This window comes from Ruegeria sp. BHSC029, from assembly GCF_059613085.1.
Genome location: NZ_JBXWRU010000004.1, coordinates 375849 through 399373, shown reverse-complemented (window position 1 = coordinate 399373; position 23525 = coordinate 375849). Strand labels below are relative to the sequence as shown.

The 23525-nt window shown below is 63.0% G+C and carries 23 protein-coding genes; 11 read left to right on the top strand and 12 right to left on the bottom strand.

Annotation, left to right across the window (positions count from 1 at the left end):
• Positions 1-117: 117 nt before the first annotated feature.
• The 4 genes from AC2FML_RS12020 to AC2FML_RS12005 are packed head-to-tail and all read left to right on the top strand — an operon-like array spanning position 118 to position 3617.
• Positions 118-768, top strand: coding sequence for a histidine phosphatase family protein (locus AC2FML_RS12020; RefSeq protein WP_170364170.1), 651 nt, complete (start codon positions 118-120; stop codon positions 766-768).
• Between the two features lie 18 nt (positions 769-786).
• The gene (locus AC2FML_RS12015; protein WP_170433886.1) at positions 787-1401 is read left to right on the top strand and encodes a glutathione S-transferase family protein; all 615 of its coding nucleotides are present in this window, start codon (positions 787-789) and stop codon (positions 1399-1401) included.
• 14 nt (positions 1402-1415) lie between these two features.
• The gene (locus AC2FML_RS12010) at positions 1416-2471 is read left to right on the top strand and encodes a saccharopine dehydrogenase (RefSeq protein WP_496783291.1); all 1056 of its coding nucleotides are present in this window, start codon (positions 1416-1418) and stop codon (positions 2469-2471) included.
• A 3-nt stretch (positions 2472-2474) separates the two neighbouring features.
• Positions 2475-3617, top strand: a complete 1143-nt coding sequence (locus AC2FML_RS12005) for a saccharopine dehydrogenase family protein (RefSeq protein ID WP_496783289.1) — start codon at positions 2475-2477, stop codon at positions 3615-3617.
• 81 nt (positions 3618-3698) lie between these two features.
• On the opposite strand, the gene AC2FML_RS12000 is transcribed toward AC2FML_RS12005, so the two are convergent.
• From AC2FML_RS12000 to AC2FML_RS11980, 5 genes are all read right to left on the bottom strand, one after another.
• Positions 3699-3902, bottom strand: coding sequence for a DUF1127 domain-containing protein (locus tag AC2FML_RS12000; protein ID WP_093964173.1), 204 nt, complete (start codon positions 3900-3902; stop codon positions 3699-3701).
• A gap of 50 nt (positions 3903-3952) precedes the next feature.
• Complete coding sequence (locus AC2FML_RS11995; RefSeq protein WP_170360650.1) at positions 3953-4180, bottom strand: DUF1127 domain-containing protein; 228 nt, start codon at positions 4178-4180, stop codon at positions 3953-3955.
• A 121-nt stretch (positions 4181-4301) separates the two neighbouring features.
• Positions 4302-5375: a hypothetical protein gene (locus tag AC2FML_RS11990; RefSeq protein WP_496783288.1), complete on the bottom strand. Its 1074-nt coding sequence runs from the start codon at positions 5373-5375 to the stop codon at positions 4302-4304.
• A gap of 91 nt (positions 5376-5466) precedes the next feature.
• Positions 5467-5784, bottom strand: a complete 318-nt coding sequence (locus tag AC2FML_RS11985) for a DUF3775 domain-containing protein (RefSeq protein ID WP_093964170.1) — start codon at positions 5782-5784, stop codon at positions 5467-5469.
• A gap of 87 nt (positions 5785-5871) precedes the next feature.
• Positions 5872-6642, bottom strand: a complete 771-nt coding sequence (locus tag AC2FML_RS11980; protein WP_496783287.1) for a DUF1365 domain-containing protein — start codon at positions 6640-6642, stop codon at positions 5872-5874.
• Positions 6643-6792: 150 nt separating this feature from the next.
• Between AC2FML_RS11980 and AC2FML_RS11975 the strand changes: the two genes are divergently transcribed.
• Genes AC2FML_RS11975 through AC2FML_RS11965 form a run of 3 tightly spaced genes read left to right on the top strand, consistent with a single transcriptional unit; the run spans position 6793 to position 8571 of the window.
• Positions 6793-7449 carry a sigma-70 family RNA polymerase sigma factor gene (locus AC2FML_RS11975; protein WP_170444155.1) on the top strand — a complete coding sequence of 219 codons (657 nt, stop codon included), beginning with the start codon at positions 6793-6795 and terminating at the stop codon, positions 7447-7449.
• A 10-nt stretch (positions 7450-7459) separates the two neighbouring features.
• Positions 7460-8110: a ChrR family anti-sigma-E factor gene (locus AC2FML_RS11970; protein ID WP_170596485.1), complete on the top strand. Its 651-nt coding sequence runs from the start codon at positions 7460-7462 to the stop codon at positions 8108-8110.
• A gap of 56 nt (positions 8111-8166) precedes the next feature.
• Complete coding sequence (locus tag AC2FML_RS11965; RefSeq protein ID WP_496783285.1) at positions 8167-8571, top strand: hypothetical protein; 405 nt, start codon at positions 8167-8169, stop codon at positions 8569-8571.
• Positions 8572-8574: 3 nt separating this feature from the next.
• Here AC2FML_RS11965 and AC2FML_RS11960 read toward each other — a convergent pair whose 3' ends face one another.
• The 6 genes from AC2FML_RS11960 to AC2FML_RS11935 form a co-directional block, all read right to left on the bottom strand.
• Positions 8575-9813 (bottom strand): DNA recombination protein RmuC, encoded by a 1239-nt coding sequence (locus AC2FML_RS11960; protein WP_170391230.1) that lies wholly within the window; start codon positions 9811-9813, stop codon positions 8575-8577.
• 57 nt (positions 9814-9870) lie between these two features.
• Positions 9871-11727 carry a DNA mismatch repair endonuclease MutL gene (mutL, locus tag AC2FML_RS11955; protein WP_496783283.1) on the bottom strand — a complete coding sequence of 619 codons (1857 nt, stop codon included), beginning with the start codon at positions 11725-11727 and terminating at the stop codon, positions 9871-9873.
• A gap of 282 nt (positions 11728-12009) precedes the next feature.
• A complete protein-coding gene (locus AC2FML_RS11950; RefSeq protein WP_170360635.1) occupies positions 12010-12939 on the bottom strand; it encodes a metal ABC transporter permease in 930 nt (309 codons plus the stop codon).
• Positions 12936-14141, bottom strand: a complete 1206-nt coding sequence (locus AC2FML_RS11945) for a metal ABC transporter permease (RefSeq protein ID WP_170451516.1) — start codon at positions 14139-14141, stop codon at positions 12936-12938. Before AC2FML_RS11945 ends, AC2FML_RS11950 begins: the two co-directional genes overlap by 4 nt.
• Before the next feature lie 3 nt (positions 14142-14144).
• Positions 14145-14948: a metal ABC transporter ATP-binding protein gene (locus AC2FML_RS11940; RefSeq protein ID WP_496783281.1), complete on the bottom strand. Its 804-nt coding sequence runs from the start codon at positions 14946-14948 to the stop codon at positions 14145-14147.
• A 2-nt stretch (positions 14949-14950) separates the two neighbouring features.
• Positions 14951-15904: a metal ABC transporter solute-binding protein, Zn/Mn family gene (locus AC2FML_RS11935; protein WP_496783279.1), complete on the bottom strand. Its 954-nt coding sequence runs from the start codon at positions 15902-15904 to the stop codon at positions 14951-14953.
• Positions 15905-16101: 197 nt separating this feature from the next.
• Between AC2FML_RS11935 and deoC the strand changes: the two genes are divergently transcribed.
• The 3 genes from deoC to AC2FML_RS11920 are packed head-to-tail and all read left to right on the top strand — an operon-like array spanning position 16102 to position 20281.
• On the top strand, positions 16102-17100 hold the full coding sequence (gene deoC, locus AC2FML_RS11930) for a deoxyribose-phosphate aldolase (RefSeq protein WP_170360628.1): 999 nt from the start codon (positions 16102-16104) through the stop codon (positions 17098-17100).
• Between the two features lie 11 nt (positions 17101-17111).
• Complete coding sequence (locus tag AC2FML_RS11925; protein ID WP_496783277.1) at positions 17112-19445, top strand: aldehyde dehydrogenase family protein; 2334 nt, start codon at positions 17112-17114, stop codon at positions 19443-19445.
• A 26-nt stretch (positions 19446-19471) separates the two neighbouring features.
• Complete coding sequence (locus AC2FML_RS11920) at positions 19472-20281, top strand: SDR family oxidoreductase (protein WP_170341137.1); 810 nt, start codon at positions 19472-19474, stop codon at positions 20279-20281.
• A 69-nt stretch (positions 20282-20350) separates the two neighbouring features.
• Here the strand turns inward: AC2FML_RS11920 and AC2FML_RS11915 are convergent, their stop codons facing one another.
• Complete coding sequence (locus tag AC2FML_RS11915) at positions 20351-22999, bottom strand: AsmA family protein (protein ID WP_496783275.1); 2649 nt, start codon at positions 22997-22999, stop codon at positions 20351-20353.
• A gap of 245 nt (positions 23000-23244) precedes the next feature.
• Here AC2FML_RS11915 and AC2FML_RS11910 point away from each other — a divergent pair, with 245 nt between their 5' ends.
• Positions 23245-23514, top strand: coding sequence for a potassium channel family protein (locus tag AC2FML_RS11910; protein ID WP_315901678.1), 270 nt, complete (start codon positions 23245-23247; stop codon positions 23512-23514).
• The last annotated feature ends 11 nt before the right edge of the window (positions 23515-23525 follow it).

The window sequence follows — 23525 nt, the reverse complement described above, 5'->3', positions numbered from 1 at the left end:
AGCCGTCCGCCCGCAAGCCCGATTGCAGGCTGTCCCGGTTTTTTGACGGCAACCGGCCGAACACCTCTGGCCCCTACGGGCAAGCTGCCCTAAGACTTCGGGCCAAGAGGGACCGACATGTCATACATCACATTGGTACGCCACGGGCAGGCCAACACCACCGCACGGGACGAACACAGTTATGACAAGCTCAGCGAGCTTGGGCATCAGCAGGCGCGCTGGCTTGGGGCCCATCTGCGCGAGACCAAAGCCCATTATCCACGGGTGTTTTGCGGCACCCTGACCCGGCATGTGGAAACGGCGGCAAGCATGGGTCTGCCGGAACCCGTCCGTGATGCACGTCTGAATGAAATCGAGTATTTCACCCTTGCGCAATTGTTCGAAGAACAGCACGGCGTGACGATCCCGACGGACCGCGAAGGCTTCGTTCAGCACCTGCCGCTGACCTTCAAGGCCTGGGCCAACGGCGACATTCGGAACGCGCCCGAAACCTTCGAGCAGTTTGAAACCCGCGTCTCGGACGCTCTGCGTGAAATCCATGACGGCGACGGGCCGGCCATCGTGGTGACCTCGGGTGGGTTAATCTCGATGGTGGTGCGGCAGGCGATGGGGCTGGACATCCCGGCGATGGCGCGCGTGGCCCTTGCCATCATGAACACCTCATTGCATCGTCTGCACCCGATCGGAGCGGACCTGAGCCCGGTTCTGTTCAACGCGGTTCCGCATCTGGAAGCGCCGGACCGGCATTTCGCCCAGACCCACCTGTAACCGGATCGGAGGTCCCAGATGCAGATCTACTACGCACCCCGCACTATCTCGATCGCCGTCGTCATCGCGCTTGAGGAAGCCGGTCTGGACTATGAGGCGATCAGGCTCGACTTCGCAGCAGGCGAGCAGACGACGGCGGCCTACAAGCAGATCAACCCCAAGGGCCGCGTTCCCGCTCTGGTGGTCGATGGTGGCATTCTGACGGAAACCGGCGCTCTGCTTGAATACATCGCAGCCAAGGCCCCGAAGGCCGGGCTTGTTCCGGACAATCCGGTCCTGGCCGCGCGGATGCGCGAGGTGATGTACTACCTGGCCTCGACCATGCATGTGAACCATGCGCACAAGATGCGCGGTCATCGTTGGGCGGATCAGGAGTCCAGCTGGCAGGACATGAAAGGCAAGGTGGCCCAAACGATGACCGAGTCCTGCGCTTACATCTCGTCCAACGGGCTGCGCGGCCCGTTTGTTTTGGGCGAGGCATTCTCGCTGGCCGACGCCTATCTCTACGTGGTTTGCAGCTGGTTGGAAGGTGACGGGGTCGATGTCACGGCCTTTCCCAAGATCCAGGCCTTCCGCGCGGCGATGGAGGCCCGACCCTCGGTTCAGGCGGTACGGGCCGCCGGAATGCTCTGACAAAAGGACATCGCATGACACATCTTTGGGTCCGGGCTGAACAACGCCCGAACGAGGAACGGGTGGGCCTGACGCCCGATGGCGCGGCGCAACTGATCGCCGCCGGCATCCGCGTGACGGTCGAGGAGAGCCATGTCCGCGCCATCCCGATCGACGGCTACCGCGCGGCGGGCTGCGAAATCGCGCCGGAGAACTCGTGGCCGGATGCGCCGCTGGATGCGATCATCTTCGGCCTCAAGGAACTGCCCGAGGACGGCACGCCGCTGCCGCATCGCCACATCATGTTCGGCCATGCCTTCAAAGGCCAGCATTCGGGCCGCAAGCTGCTGGAGCGCTTCAAGGCCGGCGGCGGCACGCTGTATGACCTGGAACACCTGGTGGACGAGAACGGCCGGCGGGTCGCGGCCTTCGGCTATTGGGCGGGCTACGCGGGCGCGGCGGTGACGCTCAAGACCTGGGCGGCGCAGCAGCGCGGCGAGATCTGCGGCCCCGTCGGTGTCTATCCCGGCAAGGACGCGCTGAACGCCGAGCTGCTGGCCGAGCTGGACGCCACCGGCGCGCCCCGCCCCCGCGCCATCGTGATCGGCGCGTTGGGCCGCGTCGGCACCGGCGCGTCCGACCTGTGCGAGGCGATGGGGGTCGACGTGACGAAATGGGACATGGCCGAAACCGCCCAAGGGGGACCGTTCCCGGAAATCCTAGAACACGACATCTTCCTCAACTGCATCTTCGCACGCCCCGGCACCCCGGTCTTCGTCCCGCGGGAGGCGCTGAATGCCCCGCGCAAGCTGACCGCCATCGGCGATGTGGCCTGCGACCCCGACAGCGACTACAACCCGGTGCCGGTCTATGACCGCGCCACGACGTGGGAAGAACCCGCCCTGCGCGTGGCCACCGACCCGGTGCTGGACGTGATGGCCATCGACAACCTGCCCTCAATGCTGCCGGTCGAAAGCTCGGAAGACTACGCCGCGCAACTTCTGCCCTCGTTGCTGACCCTGACAGACCTGACCTCGGGCGTTTGGGCGCATGCCGAGGACACCTTCAAATCCCATATCGAAAGGATCTGAGCCATGACGATTCACTGGTGTGGCACCGGCCTGTCGGCCATCCCCGGCCTGCGCCGCCTGATCGAGGCCGGCCACAAGGTCACCGTCTGGAACCGGACCGTCGACAAGGCCCGCGCCGAGGTCGGCGACCTGACCGACGACATCCGGGCCTTCGACATTGATGCTCTGAGCGCGGTGCTGGAAAAGGGCGACGTGATCGTCTCGATGCTGCCGGGCGACTGGCACGTGCCGCTGGCGGAACTGGCGATCGCGAAGGGCGCGCATTTCGTCTCGTCCTCGTATATCGCGCCCGAGATGCGCGCGCTGGACGACAAGGCCCGCGAAGCCGGCGTCGCGCTGGTCAACGAGGTCGGGCTGGACCCCGGCATCGACCACCTGATGGCCCATGCGCTGGTCGATGACTACCGCGCGTCCGACGCCTTCGACCCGGAAAACCACCTCAGCTTCATTTCCTATTGCGGCGGCATCCCCAAGAACCCCAACCCGTTCCGCTACAAGTTCAGCTGGTCGCCCCTGGGCGTGCTCAAGGCGCTGCGCTCGCCCTCGCGGTCGATCCGCGACTATGCCCCGCTGGACGTGGCCCGGCCCTGGGACGCGATCAGCACCTATGTCGCGCCGCTGCCCACGCCCGAAAGCTTCGAGGTCTATCCCAACCGCGACTCGATCCCCTTCATGCAGCAGTACCATTTCGAGGAGCACTGGCCGGTCAAGGAATTCGTCCGCGGCACTCTGCGGCTGAACGGCTGGTCGGATGCGTGGTCGGACGTGTTCCGCGAAATCGAAACGCTGGAAGGCCCCGAGGGCGATGCCCGGCTCAAGGAAATGTCCGACCAGTTCTGGGCCGAGAACGCCTATGAGGAGGGCGAGCCCGACCGCGTCGTGCTCTGCGTCGGCCTGAAGGCCGAGAAGAACGGCATACCGGTCTGGCACAAGACCTATGTGATGGACGCCTGGGGCGACGCACGCGGCAGCGCGATGGCGCGTCTGGTGTCGATCCCGGTCTCGCTTGCGGTCGAGGCGGTGCTGAACCGCGCCATTCCCGCCGGCGTCCATGCCGCGCCCAGCGATCCGAAACTGGTTCAGAGCTGGATGGCCGAGATCGACAAGCTGGCACAGCACCTGCAGGTGGTCGACCACCTGGCCTGACCCAACCAAAAAGCCATTCCGGACGCACCGGAATGGCTTTTTACTGGTGTTTTCACCAACCGTTGGATTGGCGCTTGTGGTTCAGATGTAGCGCTCGATCGTTTCCTCAAGATCGCTGCGGTTGATGCCAAGCTCGGACAACTGCCGGTCATCCAGACCGCTCAGATGTTGCGCCGCGCGTACGATGTCATCCTTGACCGCCCGGATGCGCATGGCGCGGTCGAACAGAAGCAGCGCGCTGGCGGATGGGCAGGGTTGTTGAGTCGGTTGCATTGTGTCGAGCATCGGCTGTTTCCTCCCTGTTTGGCCGGTGTCCTGGTGGGGCGCGGCCCCGGTTACTGCGTCAGCGCGGCGCGCTGATAGACGCTCTGATAGGCCGTTTGGGGGATGTCTGAGCGGGTGATGCCGATATCGTGCAGCTGCTGGTCGCTCAGGCGTTCGAGGTCACGGACCGTCTTCGCAAAGATCTGCTTCCGAAACCGTTCGGTCTTGGCCTCGGCGTATTTTGCAAAAAGGTCATGAAACAGGCTGTGGTTCGACTGTGTGGTTTGTGCGGTTGCCATTGGTTTGTCCTCCTGAAATCCGAACTGCATTGCAGTACTGTCATCAGATAAAAGGACGCCGCGTTAACGGTTCCGGACCAACGGATTAAGCTTTGTTAACCTTACGTCAGGGTTGGCGGGGTCACTGACCGGATGGCAGGGCCACTCGGATGGCGAAGGCGGTGGCGGGGTCGATCTGCGGGTCAGCCAGAAGCGCCCGCAGCGCAGGGGCAAGCTTATCATCCCCCCAATCGCGCGTGGCCAGGGCGATCTGCCCGGCCGTGCTTTGGTCGTGCGCAATCTCGCCGGCAAAGATATCCAGGATCTTCCCGCGGTGTTCCGGCATCGCATCGCCGCCGTCGATCAGCGCCGCGATGATCGCCTGGCGATCCTTTGGAGAAAGCGGGCTGGCGGTCAGAGCCTCCTGGATCGTATTCAGGGCTTGGTCGCCGTCGATTTCGATACCGGCAAGCGCCCATTCGCGCAGGTTGAACCCTCCGGTGGCGACCGCCTTTGGATAGACCGTGCGCACCGCCTCTGCCGCGGCCGGATCAGATTGCAGGCCCAGCAGCCGGATCGTTGCCGGGGCATAGGCTACGCGATTCAGGCTCCGCAAATCGCGCAGAAGATCCGGGGTTGCAGCAGCGTCGCGCAGGCCGCGCACAGACGCATAGGGTGCCCGGTGGAGTTCAATGAGAGCGGTGTTCCGCAACAACCGGTCTCCGGAATTCAGATAGGCCGCGAAAAACGCGGCGCGCTCGGCGGATCGGGATCCGTCCAACCGCCAGCCTTGGCCTTGCGCCTGTACCTCGGCAACAAAATCGGCCCGCTGCGGCGTCATCAGAAATCCCTTGGTCCAGGACTGATCAAAGGCGCGCCCGGCCTTGTCCCGGCGGCCTGGGCCATAGATCATCAAGACCACCCGGTCAGGATCGGCGCGCAAGGCATTCCGGGTGCTGCTGTCCACCAGAAACGGTATCTGGGGGAGGTCTGCAACCTCGTCCCAACTGCCTTTCAGCAACCCGACGGGTGCATAGCGGAACGGGTCGTCGGGCGCGGGCGCGGCCAGAACGATGACCGAAGCAGACAACAACCGGTCGGCCAGAGAGTTTTCGGGAAGTGCCAGACAAACGGTGCAGGCCAGCGCCGGACGCTGCGGCCACGCCGGAACGGCCATAAGGGCCAACACCAATATCGTCTTCAACATACGCGGCATCTGGCGCCCCTGCTGTGGACCGGGCGCTGTGCAATACACGGCGCCCTCTGCCCCGGAGCATAGCGCAGAAACACCGTGCGGGCGACCAAGTCTACATCAGGTCGTTCTCGACATCTTCGGCCGAGATGCCCAGCGCGTCCAACCCGTTCTCAAGGTGATCCGACAGATGCGGCGTGCCGATGAGGTAATCGGCGCATGGCGTCGAGGCCTCGGCCTTGGCCGTAGCGATCGCCTCGCTGAGGTCGTCCGGGAAAAAGCTTTCACGTCCAATCCACATGATCGCGACCAACTCGGCTTGCTCGTCCTCGTCCATGCGATCGATAAAAGCCCGCAGCTCGCCCTCGGCGCGATCCAGCTCGCGGCCCATCATGGCGACCTGGGCGACTTTGGTTGGCGAGATTTCCAGCATTGGTTTCAACTCCTCTGTCCGCAATTGGAGTCCATCTCAACCATTGCATCACGCCTGCGTCCTTGATCTTGCGCAAACTGCAGATCGTCACTCGTGCGGGCGCGAGACGGGGTGAGATGGTACCGGTGCGGTGCGGAACGGTCGGAAGGTGGCCTTCTTGATCCACAGTTTCAGCGCCTGCCAGTGGATCAATGCAACCGCCCGCCGCGCGCCAAACGGGCGTCGCAGCAGCGAACGAAGGATCGCGCCATTGGTGAGAGGTTTCCGGACGCCCGTGAGCGTGGCAATCAAACCGCCCCCGTCGCGGCCGTAGTCGATCCAAACCCCGACCCGGTCCGGGCGCAGGTCGAACCGGAAAGTGTAGGTGCCCTCGATCTTTTGAAACGGCGAGACATGCATCACTTTGGTCGCGGAAATCCGGTCAGAGGGAGCGATCACGTCAAACCCCGGCTTGTGGCAGACATAGCTGTGCCGCGTTCCATGAGTGTTGGTGACCTCGGCCACCACGGCAAACAGTGCGCCTGCGTCATTCAGGCAAAACCAGAAACTGACCGGGTTGAATACGTGGCCCAGCACCCGGGGTTGGGTCAGCAACAGGACCTGCGCGGGTTGGGGGATTTGCATCGCCCGCAGGCTGTCGCGGAGCCACGGGGCACCTCGACCAACACCGGGCTCCCCTCCATGATCGCGGGTCCGCCAGCCGGTGAGGTTGGGTTTATCCACCGAAAACAACGCGGGCGTGTGCGATGCCTGTTCGGGATCCAGCAGGATGTAGTCGACCGAGTAGCGAAAGGCGTTCGCGATCGCACCTTTCCGTCCGTGAAAGGTATGGGCCGGAACGAAGTCGATTTCTGGCATGGGCGGACTGATCTTTTCTAGCGGTCAACATTCTGGATCGGCTGGGTTTTTCAGCGAACATCCATGGTCATGATACGAAAAAAACGCGCGACCGGATCAAAAATCTCGGTCAGGCGTGATCCGACTTGGGTGCGGCAGCGTAATACAGTTATGTTTACCGAGATGGACACCGTTGTTCAGGACGATGTCGCGACCGCCCCGGCGGCGCGGCCGGCTGGGCGCGGAACGAAACGAACCAAGGGATCGTCGGTGAACGGTACGAAGAACAATGGCGCGGCAAAGTGCGAGTGGGTGTCCCACGTCAAACGCATCCGGCAGTCGCAGGATCAGGCGGCATTTGCCGAGCTGTTCCAGCACTTTGCCCCTCGGGTCAAAGCGTTCCTGATCCGGTCGGGTTCGGACGCGACGTTGGCCGAGGAGTGCGCGCAGGAAGTCATGGCCACGTTGTGGCACAAGGCGCATCTGTTTGATCCGTCACGGGCCACCGTGGCGACATGGGTCTTTACGATCGCGCGGAACAAACGCATCGACGCCATTCGCAAACAGCGGCGTCCTGAACCGGAAGAACTGACATGGGGTCCCGAAGCGGAACCCGAACAGGAAGACGTAATCGCGCTGCAACAGGAAACGGCGCATCTGAAGACGGCCCTGCTGCAATTGCCCGAGGCACAGCGGGAACTGATAGAGAAGGCATATTTTGGTGACCTGAGCCATCGCGAGATCGCCTCGCAGACCGGGCTTCCGTTGGGCACCATCAAATCAAGAATACGGCTGGCGCTGGACCGCTTGCGCCACGCGATGAACTGAGATGATAGAGATGAGCCACGAGATCAAACATCACCTGACGGACGACCTGCTGATGGCCTACGCCTCGGGCACACTGCCCGAAGCGTTCGACCTGATGGTCGCGACCCACCTGTCCCTGTGCGACCATTGTCGCGCCCGCGCCGAGAGTTACGACGCGGTGGGCGGACACATGCTTGAGGACCAGGTCGAAGCCGCGCCTTTGTCCGCAGATGCCCTGTCATCAACAATGGCTCTGATCGCGCAGGGTGCGCCGACCCCCAAGCCCGCGCGCGCGAAATGCGACGTGCTGCCGGCCCCGTTGCAGGATTACGTCGGCGGTGACGTGAACAGCATCCGCTGGAAGCCGATTGGCATGGGCGTCAAGCAGGCCATATTGCCAACCTCGCGCGATGCCACGGCGCGCTTGTTGTTCATCCCGGCCGGTGCGGCGGTACCGGACCACGGCCACAAGGGCATGGAACTGACCATGGTTCTGCAAGGCGCGTTTTCCGACGAGGTGGATCATTTCGCCCGCGGCGATGTCGAGATCGCAGACGAGGACCTGGAACACACGCCCGTGGCCGACATGTCCGAAGATTGCATCTGCCTGGCGGTGACCGACGCTCCGCTGAAGTTCAACAGCCTGATCCCACGTTTGGTGCAGCCCTTCCTGCGAATCTGAACGGTCCCTCGGTTGTGCTAGGCTTGGAGCCGGGAATCACCGGGAGGATATGCAGAATGTTGAAACAAGCTCTGGCAGCCCTGTTCATTGCCGTTGTGGCCTTGCCCGCCTTGGCCCAAAGGACAGCCGAGGTGAGATTCCAGCCCGGAAACTTCGGGACGATGGTCAACGGCACCATTACGGGTGATGAATATTCCGACTACGTGCTGGGCGCGAAAGGCGGGCAGGAATTGTTTGCCGAGCTTCAGGTCAGCGATACCAACGGCAGCGGCGTAGTCTATTTCAACATCCTGCCGCCGGGCAGCGACGGGGTTGCGATCTACAATGGCTCGGTCAACGGCAACACAGCCCGCATCACCCTGCCCGAGGACGGAGACTATACCATCCGCGTCTACCTGATGGGCAACGACCGCGATACCGGGAAGACCGTCGGCTACAATCTGGACCTGTCGATCCAGTAGGCCTCAGCCCTCGGACTTGCCCAGCGGCACCACGTTGGCGCGGTCTTCGGGGGCCAGTTCCTCGAAATCGAAATTGTCCAGCCGCTGCGCCCGGCGACCGGCCTTTTCGGCGCTGATCTTGATTTCCGAGATATCCTTGGCCGCCTGCCCGAAATGCCGGTCGAGATTGGCCACCCGGTCGCCCAGACGCTCCACATCCTTGTGCAGCATGCCCAGTTCCTTGCGGATCGCGCCCGCCTGTTCGCGCATCCGCGCGTCCTTGAGGATCGCCCGCATCGTATTCAACGTGGCCATGCAGGTGGTCGGCGAGACGATCCAGACCCGTTTCGAGAAACTCTCCTGCACCAGTTCTGGGAACTTGGCGTGCAGCTCGGCATAGACCGCCTCGGAGGGCAGGAACATCAGCGCCCCGTCGGCGGTTTCGCCGTCCAGGATGTATTTCGTCGAGATGTCGGTGATGTGCTTGCGCACCGTGCTACGGAACATCTGCACGGCCGCCTTCAACTCCATGTCATTGCCCGCGCCCACCAGCGCCTCATAAGCCTCCAGCGGGAACTTGCTGTCGATCACGATAGGCCCCGGCGGGTTGGGCAGGCGGATCAGGCAGTCGGCGCGTCTGCCGTTCGACAAGGTCGCCTGCAGCACATAGCTGTCCGAGGGCAGCGCCTTGGACACGATGTCGTTCAACTGGATCTCGCCGAAGGCGCCGCGGGTCTGCTTGTTCGACAGGATGTCCTGCAGCGACAGCACGTCGCCCGAAAGCTTGGTGATGTTGTCCTGCGCCTTGTCGATGGCGGCCAGCCGTTCCTGCAACTGGGTCAGCGAGGTCGCGGTCTGTTTCGAAGACCCATGCAGGGTTTCCTTCATCCGCTCCTGCATCTCGGCCAGCGCGCGGGCGGATTTCATGGCGTTGTCGGCCAGCCTGTCGTTCATGTGCTGCTGCACCGCCGACAGCCGCGCCTCGACCGTCTGGATCACCTGCACCTGCGCATTGGCCTGCGTGTCCGAGACATGCTGCAACCCGCCGCGCAATTGCTCCTGCCCCTGCCCCAACTGCTGCACATGCTGGCCCAGATAGGCCAGCTGCTGCGCCAGCGGCTCGGCCATCCGGGCCGAGCGGTTGGCCGCGCGCAGGGCCAGAAACAGCAGGACGAGGATCAACAGAACCACCCCCGCCCCGATCAGGGCGGCCATCACCATGGGGTCTTCCAGCGAATATCGGGTGCCTGCAATCTCGATCATCTCAACCTGCGCGTTCTTGTTTTGTTTCTTCTTTTCTACCGCCGACCGGCGGCCGGATCAACTGCGGCCGAACAACCGTTCGATATCGCTCAGCTTCAGCTCCACGTAAGTGGGCCGCCCGTGGTTGCACTGGCCGGAATGGGGCGTGGCCTCCATCTCGCGCAGCAGGGCGTTCATCTCTTCGGCGCGCATCCGGCGGCCCGAGCGGACCGAGCCATGGCAGGCCACCCGGCTGAGGATCGCCTCGATCCGCGCCTGCACCGTCTGGCTTTCGCCCTGATCGGCCAGCTCGTCCAGAATGTCGAGGATCATCGCCCGCGCGCTGACCTCGCCCAGAATGGCTGGGGTCTCGCGCACCGCCACCGCGCCGCCGCCGAAGGGCTCGATGGTCAGGCCCAGGCGCGACAGGTCGTCGGCCACCGCGAGCAGGCGGGCGCAGTCGCCCTCGGACAGTTCGACGATCTCGGGGATCAGCAACGCCTGCGCGGCCACGCCGTTCTCGGCCATCTGTGTCTTGAGTTTCTCATAGACCAGCCGTTCATGCGCGGCGTGCTGGTCCACGATCACCATGCCGTCGGCGGTCTGGGCGATGATGTAGTTTTCATGCACCTGCCCGCGCGCGGCCCCCAGAGGTAGGTGCTCGGGCGGGGTCTGGTCGGGCTGCTCGGCTTCGGCCACGGGCTCGACCACGCTGCCGCTGTAGGCATTGGCCAGATCGGCAAAGCCGGGCGCCTGCGCCTGATAGGCCATGGCCCGCGCCGCGGGCGAGGGCCGGTCCATCTGATAGACCCGCGCGGGTATCGCGGGGGCCGGCTCGGGCCGCATCGCACCCAGCGTTGCGTTGGCCACGGTGGTCGAGGCGCGGTGCCCCGCCTCGGCCAGCGCGTGCCGCAGGCTCGAGACGATCAGCCCGCGCGCCACGCCGGGATCGCGAAACCGCACCTCGGATTTCGCGGGGTGCACGTTCACGTCCACCAAGGTGGACTCGCAGTCGATGAACAGCGCCGCCGCCGGGTGCCGGTCGCGGCTGAGGAAATCGAAATAGGCCGCGCGCAGGGCGCCGGTCAGCATCTTGTCGCGCACCGGTCGGCCGTTGACGAACAGGAACTGCGCCACTGCGGCGCCGCGCGAATAGGTCGGCAACGCGGCATATCCGTACAGCCGGATCCCCTCGCGGGTGGCGTCGATCCGCAAGGCATTCTCGGCAAACTCGCGCCCCAGGATGCGGGCCAGCCGGGCGTGCAGCGCGTCGAACAGGTCTCCGTTCTCGCGGTCGGCGCGGAACACCACGCGCCCCTCGCCCCCACCCGAGACATCGCGCAGGGTGAAGGTGATGGAGGGTTCCGCCATGGCCAGCCGCTTGACCGTGTCCGAGATCGCCTGAGCCTCGGCCCGGTCGGTGCGCATGAATTTCAGCCGCGCGGGCGTGGCATAGAACAGGTCGCGCAGCTCGACTACGGTGCCGGCGCGCAGGGCGGCGGGCTTCACCGGTTCCATCTTGCCGCCGGCCACGCGGATCTGGGCCGCCTCGGCCCCCGGCGCGCGGCTGGTGATGGTTAGACGCCCCACCGCGCCCAGCGAGGGCAACGCCTCGCCCCGGAACCCGAAGGTGTGGATGTTGAGCAGGTCCGACCCGTCGATCTTGGAGGTCGCGTGGCGCGACAGGGCCAGCGGCAGATCCTCGGGCGCGATACCGCATCCATCGTCGGTGACGCGAATCAAGGTCTTGCCGCCATCGGCGATGTCGATGGCGATCCGGGTCGCGCCGGCGTCGATCGCGTTCTCCACCAGTTCCTTGACGGCGGAAGCGGGGCGTTCGACCACTTCACCGGCGGCGATGCGGTTGATCGCGGCCTCGTCGAGTTGCCGGATTACCGGGCGATTTTCGCTGATATTGGGGTTTGCCTGCGCCATACCGCTAGACCTAGCACAATCGCACGCGATTCTGCCACCGGTTTACGCTGCTTTGGTATAGGGGGTCGGATCGCCCGGCCAATCGAGATGCACAACCCGAATTGGTTGCCATAAGTTTCACGATTGCCCGGACGATCCGTGGTGAGTGGAGGTCATTAACGATGTAATGGCGCGGTGTCTAACACGGTGCGTTGGACAAATCTGCTTAAGGTTCGCTTGCCCCGTTTGGTGGGCAAAGTTTGGCCGATCACCGACCGGACCGGGTGGCGGGAACACGCCGGATCAGCCCGGACCCGGCGCTGCTGCGCGCATCCGGCAGGGGCCAAACACGGCCGCGAAAGCCAGAATCAGGCCGGACATGGTGGCAATCATCCCGGCCGCACTGACGGCGTCCGACCCGCCCAACCACAGCGGGCCATATCCAGCCAGGATATAGCCGGACACGGCGGATAGGATGGCGAAGACAACACTCCAGGCAATCTGGGTCTCAAGCCGGTCGGTCATCATCCGGGCGGCGGCCGGCGGGCAGATGAACATTGCGATCACGATGATCGAGCCGACGGCATCAAACGCGGCCACGGCTGCAATCGCCGCCGCAATCACCAGCGCCATTCCCAGCGCCCCGGTTCGAATTCCGATCGTCCGGGCAAAGCCTTCGTCGAAGGTCGAGATCTTGAGCGGCCGCCAGAACAGCCAGACGAACAGGCTGACACCCACCAATGTCAGGGCGATCCGAGCAAGCTCGGGCGGCAGACCGGCCAGCGCGACCGGATCCAGCAGCGAGGACCAGCCAGTCGCGTCAAGCCAGATCAGGCTTTCCAGGCTGCCATAGAGTGCGTGTTCGACATCCAGATGAACGCTCGAGGTGTCGGTCTGCTCCAACAGCAGCACCCCTCCGGCGAACATGGTGGTGAACACGACGCCCATTGCGGCGCCCGGTTCGATCTGGCCCAGCCTCCGGATGGTCTCGATCAGCACAACGGCGACAACCGCCGCGCCGGCGGCGCCCAGCATCATCGGCCAGGTTGAGATCGCGCCGGTGACAAGAAAGGCCACGACGATCCCGGGCAGAACCACATGGCTGATGGCGTCGCCGATCAGTGCCTGTTTGCGGAGCACAAGGAAATTTCCTGGCAAGGCGCAGGCGATGGCCGCGAAGGTCCCGATCAGCAGCGGCGTCAGGGACAAGGGAACGAATTCTTCACCGCTCATGGGCGAACCTCCCGTGGTCTGCCGATGCGGCGGTCGATGTCGTCGATCTGGTCCCGGGTCAGAACCGTTTCGATGTCGCGTAACCCGTCATACAGGGCGGCGGCTGCCTCGTGCGCATTGTCGGCGCGTACGATTTCCCAGCGTTTCTCGTCGCGCAACGCCTTGGCCGCCTGCGCTCTGCCGGCGTCCGTAGCCACCCCGTCGGGCCGGGCAAGTCCGGCCTGACGCAGCAGGCGCAATGTGTAGGGCTCATAGATGTTCTGGCCTTGTGCAAGCGCCAGCAACCCCTGTCGGATGTGAACCCGCCGCTGGAACCGCAGATGCCGCACGATTGCGGCCAATACGCCGCGCACCGGAGCCAGAAACAGCGATACGACAAAAAAGCCAAAGCTGAACAGGACGATGATCGGTCCGGTCGGCAAGTTGGGCGCCGAGGCGGACACCGCCGCACCCAGATAGCCCGACAACCCACCAATGACCCCCGACAACAGCACCACATGGTCGGACCGGTCCGACCAGAACCGCGCCGTGACGGCGGGTATGATCAGCAAAGCCACGATCAGGATCAATCCGACGATCTTCAGCCCGACAACCGTGACCGCCATGACAAGTCCCATCATCGCAAGGTCGATGCGATGCACTGGCAGCCCCAAGGCGGCCGCATATTCGGAATCGAACGCCACCATCATCATGGGGCGGCGGATGATCATGACGAGCAGCAGCGTTGCAGCGCCGCCGATCGCGATGATCAGAGCGTCAGACCACAGCATCCCGGCCGTCGACCCCAGCAAGAACCCCTCAAGCCCGGCCTGTCGGCCCACTCCCATGGTCTGGATGATTGTCAGCAGAACGATACCAAAGCCGAAGAAGACTGACAGGACCGCCCCGATCGCTGCGTCCTCGGCCAGACGGGTGCGGCGGATCAGCCAATTCATGCACAAAAGGCCCACGGCGGCCGAAATCGCGGAACCGGACAGCAGTCCGATCAGGTTTCGCCCGGTTCCGCCCAGCGCCACTAAAACCATAAAGGCGATGCAGACGCCCGGAAGCGTCGCGTGACTGATGGCGTCACTGACCAGCGCCCTCTTGCGCAGAAACAGAAAGGTGCCTGTCACGCCAGCCGAAAAACCAAGCAGCGTGGCCCCGATGGCAACCAAGGTGGCGTTGTACCCCAATTGCAGGGTCAGAGCGTCCCACAGCATGTGTCAGCCCGCAGTGCCCGAGATCTGGTTGATCTGGGCGGTGGCAAGCCGCCCCCCGTAGGCGGCCTGAAGAGTCTCGGCGGTAAAGGCCTGCTCGACCGGGCCCTCGGCGACCTTGCGGGTATTGATCAGGAACACGTGGTCGAAATAATCTGCGACCGTGGCAAGGTCATGGTGGACCACGACCACCGTTTTGCCGGCTTCCTTTAGGGATTTGAGGACCGAGATGATGGCTTTTTCGGTGGCGGCATCGACCCCGGCAAACGGTTCATCCAGCAGGTACAGATCGGCATCCTGAGCAAGTGCGCGCGCCAGGAACACCCGTTGCTGCTGACCACCCGAAAGCTGGCCGATCTGGCGGTCCGCAAACTCATGCATCCCGACCCGATGCAGACACTCCATCGCGTGGGCCATGTGTCGCATCCGGACCCGGCCCAGCAAGCCCAGTTCCCGCGACAGGCCCATCAGGACCACATCGATGACCCGCGTCGGGAAATCCCAATCGACGCTGGCGCGCTGCGGCACATAGGCGATACGGGCCCGCTGCCGGTCCAACGCCTTGCCGAACACCAGCACCTGACCCGACAGCGGCTTGACGATGCCCAGCGCCGCCTTGAGCAGCGTCGATTTGCCCGCGCCGTTCGGTCCGATGATGGCCGTCATGGCCCCAGGCTGCACCGTCATATCTACCGAGAAAATGGCCGGTTTCTGGCCGTAGGATACCGTCATCCCCCGGATCACAAGCGGGCTGTCCTGCACCGTCAGGTCCCCGTTTGATGACGATTTTCCAGCCGCAAGCTCCAACATGGTCAGAGCCCCGCCGACAGCTTGCCGGACATGCCGCGTTCGGGCACATCCGCACCCAGGCCTCGCGCGATAACCGTGATGTTGTGATCCAGCATCCCGATATAGGTGCCCTCATAGGTGCCCGGCTCGCCCATGGCGTCCGAATACAACTCACCCCCGACCGAGACGGTATGACCCTTCGCCGACGCACCCTCGATCAACGCCCGCATCGACCGATCCGAGACCGAGCTTTCGACGAAGACGGCGGTCAGGTCGCGCGCGACCAAAGTGTTGACCAATTCTCCGATCCGGTTCAGCCCCGCCTCGGACTGGGTCGAGATACCCTGGATCCCCAACACTTCGAACCCGAATTCCTCGCCGAAATAGGCAAAGGCGTCATGGGCGGTGACCAGCACCCGGTTGTCTTCGGGCACCTGGGCCAGCACCTTTTTCCCATAAGCGTCCAACTGGTCGATTTCAGCCAGAAAACGCTGGGCGTTGGCGGCGAAGTAAGCGGCGGAGTCCGGCCGCACGTCGGTCAGCGCCTTTTGCACCTCGACCACGACGTCTTTCCACAGAACCGGGCTCATCCACACATGCGGATCGTATTTGTCGGCATAGTCGGCATGTGCACGCAGTTTAGACTTGTCGATGGCATCCGCCACGGCAACGACTTTGCGTTTGCGCCCGAGGTCGTGGAAGAAGTCCTCCATCTGCGCCTCAAGATACAAGCCGTGCCACAAGACCAGGTCGGCCCTTGTCGCGGCAACGATATCGCTGCGGGTCTGGCGATAACCGTGCGGGTCGACTCCGGGCCCCATCAGCCCTTTGACTTCGACCTGATCACCGCCGACCTGCTGCACGGCGTCCGCAATCATTCCGGTTGTCGCCACGACCTTCAGCGGCGCCTCGGCCCACGCCGCCAAGGGCAGCGCGGCACCAAGAGCAAGGGCAAAAAGAAAACTGCGGCGAATCATATGTGACCTCGTTCCGAGTACCAGTTGAGAATGAATATGCGAACCATTCGCAACTAAGTCAACCGTGTTGCGAATTACTCGCAAGAAAAAGCCGGATTTGTCCATTTGGTCAAAAAAGTGGCCAAAGGCGTCCAGTTTGCCTTTCCTTTGGCCGTTTCCCGTGCGATTTTGGCGCAAACCTCCCAAAGGACGTGACAATGGATACGCAGAGCTCAGAAAGCCCCGTGCGCACCGCGCATCTGCCGCAAGTGACCGAGCCCCGAAACCCCGGCATGGATCTGGACCTGGACTGGGTGCGCGCCGTGCAGGCCAACACCTCGGCCATTGAACGCCGGGCCGCGACCCTGCCCGGGCGCCGGTCGGTCAAGAAAGAGCATCAGGCCGCCTGGCTGCTGAAGGCGATCACCATGATCGACCTGACCACCCTGTCGGGCGATGACACCGAGGGCCGCGTGCGCCGCCTGTGCGCCAAGGCCCGCCAGCCCGTGTCACCCGCCCTGCTGAGGGCGCTTGACATGCCGCCGATTACCACCGGCGCGGTCTGCGTCTATCACGACATGATCGAAACGGCGGTGGATGCGCTGACAGGCACCGGCATTCCGGTCGCGGCCGTATCCACCGGGTTTCCGGCGGGCCTGTCGCCCTTTCACCTGCGCGTGGCCGAGATTGAGGAGAGCGTGAAGGCCGGGGCCGAGGAGATCGACATCGTGATCTCGCGCCGCCATGTGCTGCAGGACAACTGGCAGGCGCTGTATGACGAGATGAAGGCGTTCCGCGCAGCCTGCGGCGAGGCGCATGTAAAGGCCATCCTCGCCACCGGCGAGCTGGGCAGCCTGCGCAACGTGGCGCGTGCCTCGCTGATCTGCATGATGGCGGGGGCCGATTTCATCAAAACCTCGACCGGCAAGGAAAGCGTCAACGCCACCCTGCCCGTGTCGCTGGTCATGATCCGCGCGATCCGTGACTACTATGACCGCACCGGCTATCGCGTGGGCTACAAGCCCGCCGGCGGGATTTCCAAGGCCAAGGATGCGCTGGTCTACCTGTCGCTGATCAAGGACGAACTGGGCGACCGCTGGCTGCAACCCGACCTGTTCCGGTTCGGCGCGTCGTCCCTGCTGGGCGATATCGAGCGGCAGTTGGAACATTTCGTCACCGGGGCATACTCGGCCGGTTACCGGCACCCGATGGGCTGAGGACAGGAACAATGACAGTCAAAGAGATTTTCGAGACCATGGAATACGGACCCGCCCCGGAAAGTGCCGCCGAGGCCCTGGCATGGCTGGTCGATCAGGGCGACAAGTTCGGCCATTTCATCGACGGCGCCTTCACCAAGCCCGGCAAAGGGTTTGAAAGCCGCAACCCGGCCACGGGCGAGGTTCTGGCCAAGCTGACCCAGGCCACGCAGGCCGATGTGGACGCCGCCGTCGCCGCCGCTCGCAAGGCGCAACCCAAATGGGAAAAGCTGGGCGGCCCCGCCCGCGCCCGATACCTATATGCAATCGCGCGGCTGATCCAGAAACACGCCCGCCTGTTCGCGGTGCTGGAGACGCTCGACAACGGCAAGCCGATCCGGGAATCGCGCGACATCGACATTCCACTGGTGCAGCGGCATTTCTACTATCACGCGGGTATGGCCCAGCTGATGGAAACCGAGCTGCCCGACGCACAGGCGCTGGGGGTCTGCGGCCAGATCATCCCGTGGAACTTCCCGCTGCTGATGCTGGCGTGGAAGGTGGCCCCGGCGCTGGCCATGGGCAACACGGTGGTGTTGAAGCCTGCCGAATACACTTCGCTGACGGCGCTGCTGTTTGCCGATATCTGCATGCAGGCCGGTCTGCCCAAGGGCGTGGTCAACATCGTCACCGGCGACGGCGCGGTGGGCGAGATGATCGTGAAGGCAGACGTGGACAAGATCGCCTTTACCGGCTCGACGATCGTGGGGCGCCGCATCCGCGAGGCCACCGCCGGGTCGGGCAAGGCCCTCACGCTCGAGCTGGGCGGCAAGTCGCCCTACATCGTCTTTGACGATGCCGACATCGACAGTGCCATCGAAGGTCTGGTCGATGCGATCTGGTTCAACCAGGGCCAGGTCTGCTGCGCGGGCTCGCGCCTGCTGGTGCAGGAGGGCATCGCCGAGCGGTTCTATGCCAAGCTGCGCGCCCGCATGGACACGCTGCGCATCGGCAACCCGCTGGACAAATGCATCGACGTGGGCGCCGTGGTGGACCCGGTGCAGCTGCAGACCATCAAGTCGATGGTCGAGGGCAACGCGGTAGGCCAGGTTTACCAACCCGCCTGTGAGTTGCCCGCGAACGGCTGCTACTACCCGCCAACGCTGATCACCGGACTCGAGACCTCGGACCCGCTGATGCAGGAGGAGATATTCGGTCCGGTTCTGGTCTCATCAACCTTCCGCACCCCGGCCGAGGCGGTCGAGCTGGCCAACAACACCCGTTACGGGCTGGCGGCCACGGTCTGGACCGAGAACGTCAACCTTGCGCTGGACATCGCACCCAAGCTGGTCGCGGGCGTGGTCTGGGTCAATGCCACCAACCTGTTCGACGCGGCCGCGGGCTTTGGCGGCGTGCGCGAAAGCGGCTTTGGCCGTGAAGGCGGCTGGGAAGGGCTGAGCGCCTATTCCAAGCCCAAGGGCAAAGCCAAGCCGCTGGCCAAGATCGAACCTATTGTGGGCGAAGGCGGCCCAGTCGATCCGGTCGACCGCACGGCCAAACTGTATGTCGGCGGCAAGCAGGCGCGGCCCGATGGCGGCTATTCCCGCTCGGTCTGGGGCAAGGCGGGGCTGCTGGGCCATGTGGGTCTAGCCAACCGCAAGGACGTGCGCAACGCGGTCGAGGCCGCGGCCGGCGCGGCGGGCTGGTCGAAAACCACCGGCCATCTGCGGGCGCAGATCCTGTATTACATCGGTGAGAACCTCTCGGCCCGCGCCGATGAGTTCGCGCATCGCATCGACGCGATGACCGGCCGCAAGGACGGTACGAAAGAGGTCGACGCCGCAATCCAGCGCCTGTTCACCGCAGCCGCCTGGGCCGACAAGTATGACGGCCAGGTGCATGGCGTTCCGATCCGGGGCGTGGCGATTGCGATGAAGGAACCGGTGGGCGTGATCGGCGCGCTTTGCGCTGACGAAGCGCCGCTGCTGGGTCTGGTCTCGGCCATGGCCCCGGCGATCGCGATGGGCAACCGGGTGGTTCTGGTGGCGTCCGAGCCCTATCCGCTGGCGGCGACCGATTTCTATCAGGTACTGGACACCTCGGACGTGCCCGCAGGCGTGGTCAACATCCTGACCGGCAGTCATGAGGAACTGGCCAAACCGCTGGCCTCGCATCTGAACGTGGATGCGGTCTGGTCCTTCTCGTCGTCGGACCTGTCAGCACAGATCGAGGTCGTCTCGGCCGGGAACCTGAAACGGACCTGGGTCAATAACGCGACGGCATTCGATTGGGGCATGGACCACACCCGCCGCTTCCTGCAGGCTGCGACCGAGATCAAGAACATCTGGGTGCCCTACGGCGAGTAGGGCCCCTCCAAAGCGGGAGGCTCTACATGGACTTTGCAGGAAAGACGGTCATCGTCATCGGCGGGACCAGCGGTATCAATAGGGGCATCGCCGAGGCCTTCGCGGCCTCGGGCGCCAAACTGGCCGTGGCCAGCCGCTCGCAGGAGAAGGTGGACGACACCATCGCCGCGCTGAAGGCAGCCGGCGCGGCCGAGACCATCGGCGCGGCCTTCGACGTGCGTGATGCCGAGGCGGTCGCCGCGGGGCTGGAACAGTTCCACGCGGCGCTCGGTGATTTCGACGTGCTGGTTTCGGGGGCGGCGGGCAACTTCCCGGCGCTGATGGCGGAGATGTCGGTCAACGCCTTCCGCACCGTGGTCGAGATCGACCTGATGGGTACTGTGCATGTGCTGAAAGGCGCCTATCCCTATCTGAAACGGCCCGGCGGCAACATCATCAACATCTCGGCCCCGCAATCCTATCTGCCCTACGAGGGCCAGGCCCATGTCTGCGCGGCCAAAGCGGGGGTCGATCAGATCACCCGCACCCTGTCGATGGAATGGGGCGTGGAAGGCATCCGGGTGAACTCGGTGGTGCCGGGTTTCATCGAAGGCACCGAGGGCGCCAAGCGTCTGGCCCCCACCCCCGACGCGGGCGAGCAGCTGCGCCGAGACGTGCCGTTGGGCCGCTGGGGCACGCCTCAGGACGTGGCCAACGCCTGCCTGTTCCTGGCCTCGGACATGGCCAGCTATATAAGCGGCACGGTTCTGGCCGTGGACGGGGCGCTGTACCAGCGCGGCTCGGGTCAGTTCGGCCAGATGATGGGGCAGATGCTGCGCAGCATGAAAAAGGGGTGATCCGCGTCCGACAGGCTCGGCCGGCCTTGCCGAACACAGGCAGGGCTGTAGCCGCTTGGCAAACCGCCCCTACTGCAACTGCAGGATATCCGGGATGCAGAGCTTTCTTTGTGCCGGCATCTGGTCTGCACCATCCGACCGCTTCAGCCTTTTCGGGCCGTCCTTGACTTTGACCTTGGGCTCAGCGAGCGCGCCCTTCAGTGTCACTGGCCACGGGCTGCGCGCAAGTGGCTCGCCAATCTTTCTTGGCTGGATGTTCAGGTCCAACACCTTGTCCGTCAGGTCGACAGCGCCAAAGACAACGACCTGAACATGATCTGTTTCCAGCGTCGTCTGTTTCGTCTCAATTTTTCCGTTGGAAATGCTGATCGGAGCGCGCAGGCACACGATTGGCGCCACTTTCTGTTTTTCCTTGGTAAATACCCACGGAAGAATACCCAGCCCGGCCAGATCCAGAAGCTGGGTTTCGATCGAACCGTCGCGCATTGAAACCGTGGCATTGCCACTCATGCTGCCGACGAATTGCTTGACGGTATCCGTGCCCCCCGTAACCGAGAAATCTGCGTACACCGTGCCGCTGGCGCCTTTCTTGAAGTTCAGGTTTTGCAGAAGGTCATCCAACTGCCATCCGCCCGCCTTTCCGGTCAGGGTCAGCAGATGTGCCTCATTCGAAAGATCCATTTGCCCGCTGACGTCGAAATGACCACCTCCGTATTCAAACTTCAGAGGTCCGGCCCGTAGCTCGTTTTCGTCCAGAGTCAGTTCGCTCTGCAGGCTGCTGATGCCCTTTGCACCCTCAATGTGACGCAGGTCTATGTCGACATCTACATTCACACCCGACAGCAAAATGGCCCGCCCGATGGGTTTGAGGGTCACATCCCTCAACGGACCTGTGTCACCGTCGCCTTGCTCGGCATCTTCCTGCTCCGGCGGTGAACCACCTATCTTGCGCAGTTGGGCGGCCGCCTGAACGATGGTCCGGATTTGATCGATTTTTATCAGATCGCTCTCGATCGACCCCTGCAGCACGGGATCGCTTTTTGCGTCATCAAGATCCGCCGCGATTTTCAAGACCGACTCGGAAACCTCGACATTGGCGTTGGCATTCCAATCGGTGCCTTCACTTACCAGGTCGATTTCAAGATGGGCCCGACCGGTGTCCACCGGCTCCAGCGACAAGGCCTTCAGAAGATCTGCGCCCGACGGAACATCCACGTCGATTGCCAGATCCAGATTCTCGAACTTGAGGACATTTTCTACGGTTCCGTGCACCTCCAGGCTCCAGACCTCGGTTTCGCTTGTCTGACCATCCAGATTGGTCAAAGCAAGCTGTTCGATGTTTCCGTTCAAATGAAAGTCTCCCGAAAACCTGCCCAGCTGGTCATCGGGGCCCAGCAGTTCGGGCGAGATCAGACTGCTTGCCGGAATATCAATCAAACCCTCGGCGGATACGCCCTGCAACTGCAACGCATCCTCGACCGAACCGGTCAGAATGATAAAAGGATCGGCGGGGTTTCCGATCCTCAAATTGATGTTGCCCACGCTCAGGGCACCTTCGGGCGTTCTGGCAAGCTCGGAGAATTTGATCGGCGGCGGGCCCTCACCAGAGGTGTCCAGCGTGAAACCGTTCGTCTTGATGACCATCTGCCGTTGCGGGACCTGTCCCGGGACACTGTCGATGACCATATCCACGGCAATAAGCTTGAGGTCATACCGCGAGGCAGCCGGAGCCGGCTCGGCATCCTCAGGATACAGGCGAATGCGGGTCGTCAGAGAAACATCTTCCGGATTGCCCAATTTCCCGATTTGTCCGGTGACGGAAAGGCTTTGGCCACCATCCAGCTCGGCCAGAACAGACAGGTCATCAACCCGTGCGACGCCGTCTGCCAGTTTGAATGTTGCACCAACATTGCCCGAACCCTCCAACACGCGGTTTAGTTTCAAGACATCGAGCAGTTGACCCAACTGATCGACCTCGAGGGTCGCCTTGACCTGAAGGCCGGTCTCCACAGGAATCTGTTGGGCTTCGACCGAAATCTGATCAAAGTTCAATGCCACTTGGAACGGGTCCTGGGGCGGGAACGTGCCCTTCAAGTCAAAACTCTGACCGTTGAGCGACCCCGTTCCGACCGCCGAGGCAACACCGGTTTCGGCATCGCGCTGCAAAACCAGTTCTGGAAGCTGCAAGTCCAGTCCAATGCCGTTCAGGTCGTTCTGATAGAGTACGGTGACATCCTTCAGGTCGATCGTACGATCCGTCAGAATTCCGGCCAAAGGCTGGGTCGGACGTTCCGAAGTCTTGTCGGTTTCGGTCCCGGTGCGCGAAAAGGACTGCCAGTTGGTCACGCCTTCTTCGTCTGTGATCAGGTTCAGATGAACCCCAGACACTGAAAGATTGCTCACCGACAGCTTGCTGTTCCACAGGTCCCGTGCAGATACTTCGAACTCGATCTGATCGATCGCCGCCAGATCCGCCTCGGCCTTGGGCGTAGCGGGCAATACCAGTCCAGCTGCTGATACCTGCAACTGACGGCCAAGGCCCAAACGCACCTCATCCTCAATCAACACCTGCTGACCCAGCTTCTTTGAGATCAGGTTCTCAACGAAACTGGTCCGCACCGACGAAAACAAAGCGGAAGACAGAAACAACCAAGCCGCGGCAAAAACCACAAGCGCGACCGCGCAACAGATCAAGACACCTTTGACAATTATTCGCACGTTATCCCTCAGCGTCCCGATTCAGCATGTGATTACCCTAGAGCATTTATCCATCATGTTAATGGAATACATGTTTCGCGCGCCTTCTGAGGCCACGAGATTGCCGTTGCCCGGGCCAACTCACCCTTTGGATTCACACAATCATCCAATTACTGCTATACGTGAATTCTTTTGCGAATGAGGGCATGATGAATTCACTGACCAGAATAACGCGTGGGATAGGTGTCGCTTTCAAGGACGGCAGAGTGAAAGGCATACTCGCCTTCACCGTCGGAATGATCCTTTGGGCGTCCGTGTTCTACCATTTTGTCGAAGGGTGGAGCTGGTTGGACTCCGTCTATTTTTCCGTAGTGACGATCTCGACCGTGGGTTTTGGCGACTTTTCTCCCGAAACCGCTGCGGGCAAGATCTTTACGATGGCGTACATAATCGTCGGTCTGGGTATCTTCGTCACCGCCGCGACGACCGTGGCCGACACGATCCTGTCCCAGGAGGATGAGACCCCGAAAAAATAGGCTCTGGCAAG

Excerpts from the sequence above, each read along its gene's own strand:
- AC2FML_RS11945 (WP_170451516.1), bottom strand. The coding sequence starts at position 14,141 with ATGCTGTGGGACGCTCTGACCCTGCAATTGGGGTACAACGCCACCTTG.
- AC2FML_RS11940 (WP_496783281.1), bottom strand. The coding sequence starts at position 14,948 with ATGTTGGAGCTTGCGGCTGGAAAATCGTCATCAAACGGGGACCTGACG.
- AC2FML_RS11995 (WP_170360650.1), bottom strand. The coding sequence starts at position 4,180 with ATGGCAACCGCACAAACCACACAGTCGAACCACAGCCTGTTTCATGAC.
- AC2FML_RS11980 (WP_496783287.1), bottom strand. The coding sequence starts at position 6,642 with ATGCCAGAAATCGACTTCGTTCCGGCCCATACCTTTCACGGACGGAAA.
- AC2FML_RS11920 (WP_170341137.1), top strand. The coding sequence starts at position 19,472 with ATGGACTTTGCAGGAAAGACGGTCATCGTCATCGGCGGGACCAGCGGT.
- AC2FML_RS12020 (WP_170364170.1), top strand. The coding sequence starts at position 118 with ATGTCATACATCACATTGGTACGCCACGGGCAGGCCAACACCACCGCA.
- AC2FML_RS11970 (WP_170596485.1), top strand. The coding sequence starts at position 7,460 with ATGAGCCACGAGATCAAACATCACCTGACGGACGACCTGCTGATGGCC.
- AC2FML_RS11950 (WP_170360635.1), bottom strand. The coding sequence starts at position 12,939 with ATGAGCGGTGAAGAATTCGTTCCCTTGTCCCTGACGCCGCTGCTGATC.
- AC2FML_RS12010 (WP_496783291.1), top strand. The coding sequence starts at position 1,416 with ATGACACATCTTTGGGTCCGGGCTGAACAACGCCCGAACGAGGAACGG.
- AC2FML_RS11990 (WP_496783288.1), bottom strand. The coding sequence starts at position 5,375 with ATGCCGCGTATGTTGAAGACGATATTGGTGTTGGCCCTTATGGCCGTT.
- AC2FML_RS11965 (WP_496783285.1), top strand. The coding sequence starts at position 8,167 with ATGTTGAAACAAGCTCTGGCAGCCCTGTTCATTGCCGTTGTGGCCTTG.
- AC2FML_RS12000 (WP_093964173.1), bottom strand. The coding sequence starts at position 3,902 with ATGCTCGACACAATGCAACCGACTCAACAACCCTGCCCATCCGCCAGC.
- AC2FML_RS11985 (WP_093964170.1), bottom strand. The coding sequence starts at position 5,784 with ATGCTGGAAATCTCGCCAACCAAAGTCGCCCAGGTCGCCATGATGGGC.
- AC2FML_RS12015 (WP_170433886.1), top strand. The coding sequence starts at position 787 with ATGCAGATCTACTACGCACCCCGCACTATCTCGATCGCCGTCGTCATC.
- AC2FML_RS11925 (WP_496783277.1), top strand. The coding sequence starts at position 17,112 with ATGACAGTCAAAGAGATTTTCGAGACCATGGAATACGGACCCGCCCCG.
- AC2FML_RS11975 (WP_170444155.1), top strand. The coding sequence starts at position 6,793 with ATGTTTACCGAGATGGACACCGTTGTTCAGGACGATGTCGCGACCGCC.
- AC2FML_RS12005 (WP_496783289.1), top strand. The coding sequence starts at position 2,475 with ATGACGATTCACTGGTGTGGCACCGGCCTGTCGGCCATCCCCGGCCTG.
- AC2FML_RS11960 (WP_170391230.1), bottom strand. The coding sequence starts at position 9,813 with ATGATCGAGATTGCAGGCACCCGATATTCGCTGGAAGACCCCATGGTG.
- AC2FML_RS11935 (WP_496783279.1), bottom strand. The coding sequence starts at position 15,904 with ATGATTCGCCGCAGTTTTCTTTTTGCCCTTGCTCTTGGTGCCGCGCTG.
- mutL (WP_496783283.1), bottom strand. The coding sequence starts at position 11,727 with ATGGCGCAGGCAAACCCCAATATCAGCGAAAATCGCCCGGTAATCCGG.
- deoC (WP_170360628.1), top strand. The coding sequence starts at position 16,102 with ATGGATACGCAGAGCTCAGAAAGCCCCGTGCGCACCGCGCATCTGCCG.